The sequence below is a fragment of the uncultured Varibaculum sp. genome, assembly GCF_902489465.1.
Lineage (GTDB): Bacteria > Actinomycetota > Actinomycetes > Actinomycetales > Actinomycetaceae > Varibaculum.
Window position 1 is genome coordinate 1 of record NZ_CABTZZ010000056.1, and the last position, 7,952, is coordinate 7,952.

General features: G+C 51.5%; 4 protein-coding genes, 2 tRNA genes and 2 pseudogenes. 3 read left to right on the top strand and 5 right to left on the bottom strand.

What is annotated here, in order from left to right; translation table 11 throughout:
• Positions 1-190: 190 nt before the first annotated feature.
• Positions 191-3,739, bottom strand: a complete 3,549-nt coding sequence (gene dnaE, locus RDM26_RS08075; protein ID WP_307738456.1) for a DNA polymerase III subunit alpha — start codon at positions 3,737-3,739, stop codon at positions 191-193.
• Positions 3,740-3,864: 125 nt separating this feature from the next.
• Here dnaE and RDM26_RS08080 point away from each other — a divergent pair.
• Positions 3,865-3,938, top strand: a tRNA-Lys gene (locus RDM26_RS08080).
• Positions 3,939-3,962: 24 nt separating this feature from the next.
• Positions 3,963-4,039: transfer RNA gene (locus RDM26_RS08085), tRNA-Lys, on the top strand.
• On the opposite strand, the pseudogene RDM26_RS08090 reads toward RDM26_RS08085, so the two are convergent.
• The 3 genes and pseudogenes from RDM26_RS08090 to RDM26_RS08100 all read right to left on the bottom strand — a co-directional run.
• A pseudogene (locus RDM26_RS08090) lies at positions 4,040-4,150 on the bottom strand (peroxiredoxin); the annotation flags it as partial. It lies immediately after the preceding tRNA gene.
• Positions 4,151-4,216: 66 nt separating this feature from the next.
• Positions 4,217-6,541: a hypothetical protein gene (locus tag RDM26_RS08095; protein WP_307738457.1), complete on the bottom strand. Its 2,325-nt coding sequence runs from the start codon at positions 6,539-6,541 to the stop codon at positions 4,217-4,219.
• 9 nt (positions 6,542-6,550) lie between these two features.
• Entirely contained in the window at positions 6,551-7,240 is a 690-nt protein-coding gene (locus RDM26_RS08100; protein WP_307738458.1) for an ATP-binding cassette domain-containing protein, read from the bottom strand.
• A 327-nt stretch (positions 7,241-7,567) separates the two neighbouring features.
• Here RDM26_RS08100 and RDM26_RS08105 point away from each other — a divergent pair, with 327 nt between their 5' ends.
• Positions 7,568-7,717: a hypothetical protein gene (locus RDM26_RS08105; protein WP_307738459.1), complete on the top strand. Its 150-nt coding sequence runs from the start codon at positions 7,568-7,570 to the stop codon at positions 7,715-7,717.
• 22 nt (positions 7,718-7,739) lie between these two features.
• Here RDM26_RS08105 and RDM26_RS08110 read toward each other — a convergent pair.
• Positions 7,740-7,952, bottom strand: a pseudogene (locus tag RDM26_RS08110) (terminase); the annotation flags it as partial.

Here is a 7,952-nt window from a genome sequence, read left to right on the forward strand (position 1 = left end):
AGCTCCGGCAGGAGTTGCTCCACGGCCCCGCCCCAACCGGCTCACCCCCCTGGGGGGGGGAGAAACTCTTTCCTCCCCCCCGCCGGCTAGGGTGGAGCCGTAAAAGATGCGAGAGGGGGCTTGAGTCGAGCGAAGCGAGAATCACCGGGGTCCCCCGAGCGCTTTTACGGCCCGACCCGCCCGCGGTAGGTTATTTGCGCTTTTCTAGACAGTGCAGGCCGAGTAGGGTTTTTAGCTGGCCGGCTAAACCGGAGCCGCGATTTACCCGCAAATCATCACCCAACTGCACGATAGTTACTCCTTTAGAGCCACGCAGATGCATCCGAACTTCGCTTTGTCCCGGACTGGAACCCAAGATGTCTCGCAATTGCTCCGCCACCTCCTCGGTAAGGCGATTGGCGGCGATATAGATATTTAACGGGCCGTTGGAGACTTGGCTAATATCGGGCAACGTCATTTCTTGCGCATAGAGGGAAGCTTCTTCGTCACGTATCCGTACCCGCCCGCGCACACTCACGATTTCATCCGTCACCAAATCTTGGGAGTACTTCTGGTAGGTCTGCGGGAAAAATAGCACATCGGTGGAACCAGAAATATCTTCGATAGTGGCGATCGCCCACAGGTTCCCGTCTCGCTTGGTGGTTTTACTTTGCACCGCAGTGATCAGGCCACATATTTGAATCTGTTGGCCATCCCGGACTCCATCTTCGGTAGAAAGATCCACGATTTCAGTGTCGCTATTGTGGGCAAGAATCGTCTCTATCCCCTGCAAGGGGTGGTCAGAAACATAAAGCCCCAACATGTCGCGTTCAAATTTTAGTTTTTGTTGTTTATCCCATTCGGGAAGATCGGGGATTTGCACGGTGAAAGTAACTCCTTCATCGGCATCCATCATCCCGAAGAGGTCTTCTTGCCCCATGGCAGCGTTGCGTTTCACGTCAATTACGGAGTCTACGGCCTCGATATGGATAGCTTCGAGCGGACGGCGAGCGTGCCCTAAGGAATCGAAAGCTCCGGCTTTAATCAAGGATTCCACTACCCGTTTATTGCAAACCTCGATGGGTACTTTGTCCAGGAAATCGTGGAAGGAAGTGTAGTCACCTTTTTCTTTACGGGTTTTCACGATTTCAGCTACCACGTTGATACCGACGTTGCGGACCGCTGATAGACCGAAACGTATAGACTCTCCCACCGCCGTGAAATCTGAGGCGGAGGCATTCACGTCCGGCGGGAGTACCGCAATATTCATGCGGCGACATTCCCGCAGGTACAGGGCTAGTTTATCTTTATTGTCTTTGGTGGAGGTAAGCAGTGCCGCCATATATTCGGTGGGATAGTTGGCTTTTAGATACGCCGTCCAATAGGAAACTAACCCGTAGGCAGCCGAGTGCGATTTGTTGAACGCGTAGGAGGAAAATGGCACCAGGATTTCCCATAGTTTACTGACCGCGTCCTCGGGGTATCCGCGCTCTATCATCCCATCGTGGAAGCGCGAATATTGTTTATCCATCTCCTTTTTCTTTTTCTTACCCATAGCGCGGCGCAAAATATCTGCCTGTCCCAGGGAATAACCGGCGACCTTTTGGGCGATTGCCATTACCTGTTCTTGGTAGACGATGAGGCCGTAGGTTTCGTCCAAAATATCGGCGAGGGCTTCGGAGAGGGCGGGATGAATAGGCTCGATTTCTTGGCGCCCATTTTTTCGCAAAGCATAGTTGGTGTGCGAGTTCGCCCCCATAGGGCCAGGACGGTAGAGGGCACCGACCGCGGAAATATCGGAGAACTCGGTGGGTTTCATCAGCCGCATCAGCGACCTCATTCCCGCAGAATCCAGCTGAAATACCCCCAGGGTTTCTGCCCGGGAAAGTAGCTCGTAAGTGGGGCGGTTATCTAGGGGAACTTGCTCTAAATCCAGGGGTTCTTTCCCATTAGCCACGATATTGTCGAGGGCGTCCGAGATGACGGTCAGGTTACGCAGCCCCAGGAAGTCCATTTTCAACAGTCCCAAGGTTTCGCAGGTGGGATAGTCAAATTGGGTGATGATTGCCCCGTCAGCCAGGCGTTTCATCATCGGTACGATATCGGTTAAATCATGACTGGACATGATCACCGCGCAGGCATGCACTCCCCATTGGCGGGTGATGCCCTCTAGGCCTTGCGCCATTTTGATGACTGGCTTTACTTCGCCTGCGTTATCGGAAACGTATTGGCGAAACTCGCTGGCTTCCCCGTAGCGCGGATGCTTCTCATCGTAGATTCCCGAGAGCGGGATATCTTTACCCATAATCGCGGGCGGCATTTTCTTGGTGAGCTGATCGCCCAAAGCATAGGGCTTATCCATGATCCGGCAGGAGTCTTTTAGCGCCTGTTTAGCTTTGATTTTGCCGTAGGTGACTACCTGTGCGACCCGGTCTTTCCCGTATTTTTCGGTCACGTAATCGATGACTTCTCCGCGCCGGCGCTCATCGAAGTCTACGTCAATATCGGGCATAGATACCCGCTCGGGATTGAGGAAACGTTCGAACATTAACCCATGTTCGAGGGGGTCGAGTTCGGTTATCCCCATCGCGTAGGCCACGATGGATCCGGCTCCCGATCCGCGCCCCGGCCCTACCCGGATTCCTTGCGCTTTCGCCCAGTTAATATAGTCGGCTACTACCAGGAAGTATCCAGGGAATCCCATCTGGGTGATGATCCCGCACTCGTAGTCGGCTTGTTTTTGGGATTTTTCGGGGATGCCTTGCGGGTAACGCCGGTGCAGGCCGCGTTGGACTTCTTTTACGAACCAGCTGGTGGTATCCTCTCCGGCCGGTACTTCAAACTGGGGCATATAGTCGGCGCCCTCGGCGGTGGTTTTGAAATGTACTTCGCACATTTCCGCGATTTTCAGGGTGTTATCGCAGGCTTCAGGGAATTCGGAGAAGAGTTCACGCATCTGCTCTGCCGTTTTCAGGTAATATCCGGATCCTTCGAAACGGAAACGGTCAGCATCATTTAGACGTGACCCCGAGTTGATACACAGCAGAGCATCTTGGGTGGGTTGGTCACTTTCGAGAACATAGTGGGAGTCGTTGGTAGCTACCAGGGGGGCATCGATAACTTTTGCTAGTTTAAGTAGCTCGTTGCGCACCCGCCGTTCGATTCGCAGTCCATGATCCATCAGTTCGATAAAGAAGTTTTCTTTACCGAAAATATCTTGTAGTTCCCCAGCGGCTTTTTTGGCTTCTTCCCATTGCCCTAGGCGCAGACGGGTTTGGATTTCTCCCGAGGGGCATCCGCTGGTGCCAATCAGTCCGGTGGAGTATCGTTCCAACAGATCTCGGTCGGCTCGTGGCCATTTTTGCATCTGTCCATCGATGGAGGCTAGAGAGCCTAAACGAAACAGGTTATGCATCCCCTCGGTAGTGCGCGATAGCAGGGTCATATGGGTGTAGGCGCCGCGTGCCGATACGTCATCTGCCCGCTGGCTTTCTTCTCCCCAACGCTGCCGAGTTTGATCAAAGCGAGAGGTACCGGGGGTGATATAGGCTTCGAGACCAACTATGGGTTTAACGCCAGCATCGGTGGCGGCTTTATAAAACTCGTATGCACCGAACAGGTATCCATGATCGGTAATAGCTACGGCTGGTTGACCGATTTCTACCGCCCGCTCCACTAGTTTTCCGATCCGGGCGGCACCATCCAACATGGAATAGTCAGTGTGAACATGAAGATGAACAAAATCATTCGCTGGCGCCATGTCCCCCAGTTTAGCTTGGCACTAACTTTGTTTCTTCCACGTGTGAAACTGCTCCCAATGCCGGTATTGGTTTCGCGAGGACGCACCTGGCGGGTTAGAGTTTATTCGTTGCGTTTAGCAGCGATGCGCCACTAGCTCAACTGGCTAGAGCATCTGACTCTTAATCAGAGGGTTCGGGGTTCGAGTCCCCGGTGGCGTACGAAAGTCGTTTTGGCTTTTACCTGCGCCACTAGCTCAACTGGCTAGAGCATCTGACTCTTAATCAGAGGGTTCGGGGTTCGAGTCCCCGGTGGCGTACCACTAATCGATTCCCAGTTCTTTACGCAAGCGAGCCACATGCCCTTTGGCGCGTACCCGATATTTCGCTAGCACCACTTTTCCGTCTTTACCTACTACTATGGTGGTGCGGATTGTTTTTTGGACAGTTTTAGATTACCGCCTCGTAGTGGTGTCTGTATTGCTTTATGGTTTATCTCCTTATCCCGGACTTTTTACTGTTTTAGGGACGAGGGTAAGGCCAACGACAGCCGCGATAATGATGGCTGGTAGAATCCATGTCCAGTCTGGGGAAATGTTTTCGGGTACTGCACGGCCGGCAACAACTGGTCTTAGCATTATTCGGCCGATAAGCGAACCAGCCACCACCGCGGCTAGATAGGGGGCTATTTGAGTTAAACGTATGGCTGCTAGTTTATGAGGCGGGTAACCGTAGTATCGCAGGATGCTAACTAGGGCGTGACTGTTTTTGGTGCTGATGGTGGTGCCGATATAGATAAGTAGTAGGCAGAGAGCAGTTTCGATGGACAGGATTAACCAGTTGATGATGTCTAGGGTTTGGCTGCTGGTGTCGAGAGGTTCTGATAAGGCCAGATCGGATGAGAGCTGTTGGGTCACAGATTTGAATTGTTGTTGCTGGTCTGCGGGGTAGTGTGAAAAGTCCGGGATGTATAGGCGTCTTTCTATCCCGATAGTAAATCCTTTATTGCTAAAGATTGGGTCTTGAGGGTTAGCTACCCAGCCAGGTAATTCTGCATAGTCGAGGCGTTCGTCTACCTTTTTGGGCAGTGTAACGGGAATGGTTTCTTCTGGCTTATCCAGATTGGGGCCAAAAATAACCAGGGCGTATTCGGCGGAGTCTTGGGTGTCGGCGAGTTCTGGAGAGATTTTTCCGGTTAGCTCTTTGCCGTTTTCGGATAGGACAAAGCCCACCAGTGTCATCCACTGGTTACACCTGTCGCTATTGGAGTTTTGATGGATGCAGGCTGCGTAGGCACCTTCTGCTACGCGCAAAGAGTGTTCTGATTTTTCCGGGAACCCAAACATGATGGCATGGGTCATGATCTGCGGGAAACGAGTTTTCAGATAGGTTACGTCTGCATCGTTAATAAACGAAACGGTAAGGTAACTGTTAGCGTTAGGTTTACCGATGGTGAGGGCTCTTTGCTGCATGGTAGCGTTAGTGACCCCGAGAGTGGCGAGGATGCAAAACAGACAGATGATTGGCCCGAGAATAAAACTATGTACGCTAGCGCGGTAGGCGGCTAGACGTAGAGGGGATTTATAAACGTAGAAGGGCAGCGCACATCCGAGCAGTGCAACCCCGATCCCGATTGCGGCTAGCGCAATGTAATACAAGACAGCGACATTTGAACTAGTTAAGAAGCTGCATAAAACTCCCACACTCAGCAACGTGAGACCTGCGATAAGCTCGGTTTTTAACTCGTGATTACTAGATTTAGATGCCCTAGTTTTAATTGAACGATAAGCGCTTAAATGAAGCGCAACCACATATACCGCTAGTACGCCCACGCAATAAGTGACTAGTTCGAGTAAAGCCCGATAATCGCCGCTTAGCGATACCGCATCCCAAACTTGTTCAAAACGAAGCGCAATCTGATCTCGCCAGGTAAATAGCGCCAAATAACCGCCTAAAGCTCCAAGAAGAACCCCGCTAAACAGGGACAGGAAAAGAGGTACGAGGCTAAGCCAGCTTGTTTTCAGGCTGCTAAAACCGGCTGCCAGGAGTGCCTGCCGCAATTTTGCAGTAGACCGTCGAAATGCTAAAAATCCTAGCAGTAGCACAATCCCGACAGTTGCGAGCAATAGATGGGAGATAATCAGAGCGTTTGCAACAAATCCTTGCTCTGCTGATTCCTGTGCATAGCGAATCGCGTAATCTAGCGAGATTTTACGCAATTCTCCGCGATCAAAGAGTGGTCGATAATTTGAATTAGCTATATCGGTGTTAGCTACCCAGTTGGTGACGTTAGCCGAGTCGGTTGAGGAATCCAGGCGGGTTGATATATAGACTTCTGACCGGCGCGCTGGTAAAACACTAATACCCACTACCTGAAAGCGCCTACTATCACAGGCAATCTCACCTCCCAGCCCAATAGGGCTGCGCGCGGCAAGGGACTGGGAAATTTCTACTTCATTATTAGTGGTGGCGCGTTTTCCTGTCAGTAAGCGTCCATAATCAAAGCCGGCTCCGGAACGCTTCCACTCCGCATCTGCCCTACTCTCACCATAGTCAAGCTGGCAGGTGGTGGTGATAACCGGCACCAGATTTTGAACAGCGCTCGTGGAGTTTAACAGTTGTTGGGCATTTTGGGTGGTAGCCCCGATACGGTAGGCAAACCCTCCATATGTGACTCGCGTATCCTCGGCTACCGTTTGACGATACACAGTGGCGATATTATTCAAAAAAATCGCGGTGAAAGACAGCGTAAGCAGACAAACAAAAAAGCCTACCACTAGCTTGAGGTTCGCTTTTACGCAGCCCCAGGTTAGGCGCCATCCCATAATCTCACCTCAGTAGGCTGTCGCAGGCGCGAGCTGTTTTTCACGCAAGCGATAATCGTTCACTTCCACTACCCGGTCAGCAAGCGCGGCTAAAGCAGGATCATGCGTGACTACCACTAAACAAACGTTTAACTCATGCGACAATTCACGCAGTAGAATACCGATTTCATGAGAGTTTTTCTCATCCAAAGCCCCGGTAGGTTCGTCTGCGAGCAAGACTTGTGGAGAATTAATCAAAGCCCGCGCAATTGCTACTCGCTGCGCTTCGCCTCCCGATAGATTATCTACCGGATACTCCGCTAAGTCTTTAACCCCAAGACGCTCTAAATACTCCAAAGCTAAAAGCGGATGGCTACGTAAGCTACCGGCTGCCTGCTGTGCTAGGCGCACGTTATCCACCACACTCAAAAAGGACACCAGTCGATAATCCTGATAAACCCGAGCCAACAAGCGTGAACGTAGCTCGCGTCGTGAATACGATTCGACGGGACGCCCAGCTAGCATAATCGTTCCGTAATCGGGAGCAAGGGAACCATCTAGCAAACTCAACAGAGTGGTTTTACCCGAGCCAGACGGTCCCATCACCGCATGAAACATTCCCGCATCAAAAGACGCAGTCATCTCGTCGAAAATAACCCGATCAACCCTAGCTCCTGGAAACTTAAACGAAACCTCAGAGCAAGAAATCATCGTGTTCATCTGTGTTACTCTTTTTGCGTCGTTGTAATGGGTCAAAAAGTGACCAAACCCATTTTCATTTCAGAATTTACTTTTACACCTGCAGTTGTGTCAAGGGATTTTAGCCCATGTTGTAAGGAGGTGAAAGCACGTGTCTGATAGCTCGTTTGGCCTGTATATTGGCCTGTAGAGTGAGCGGGAGTTTAAGCGCGCGATCACGGATATTAACCGCTCCATGCGAGTACTGGGTTCTAAACTCAAGCTGGTGACTTGTTCTTCCAGGTCTGTAGAGACCCGAGCGTAAGCTGCGACTTTCCGTTTGAACAATGGGTTACAGGCGGTAACGTTGTGGCCTGGTTTTTGGTAGCGGGTATAGCAGTAACGCTGCGCGCGTTCTTCAGGTTCATTATGAACAATATTGCCTTGGGGTTAGCTATCGGCACCGGAGTTGGGATTGCGCTAGGGGCAGGATTTACCGCAACAAAACGCCCCAAATAAGCTCAAAAACACTAGGACGCATCTACGAGCGGGCTTTCAACAACTGCTCCATAACCTCATCACCCGGGGCAGCACCCGAATAGTCAGTAGTGCAGTTAGCCCGGACAATCTCAAAAATCTCATACCAATACACATTCGCTTGTTTACCGAAACTTTGGCTCATCGCAACGAACGGGGAAGCGATAGCAGCCCCCGTGGTCGGGTGCTTGCCGAGCAAACCGAACTTGGAGATCGC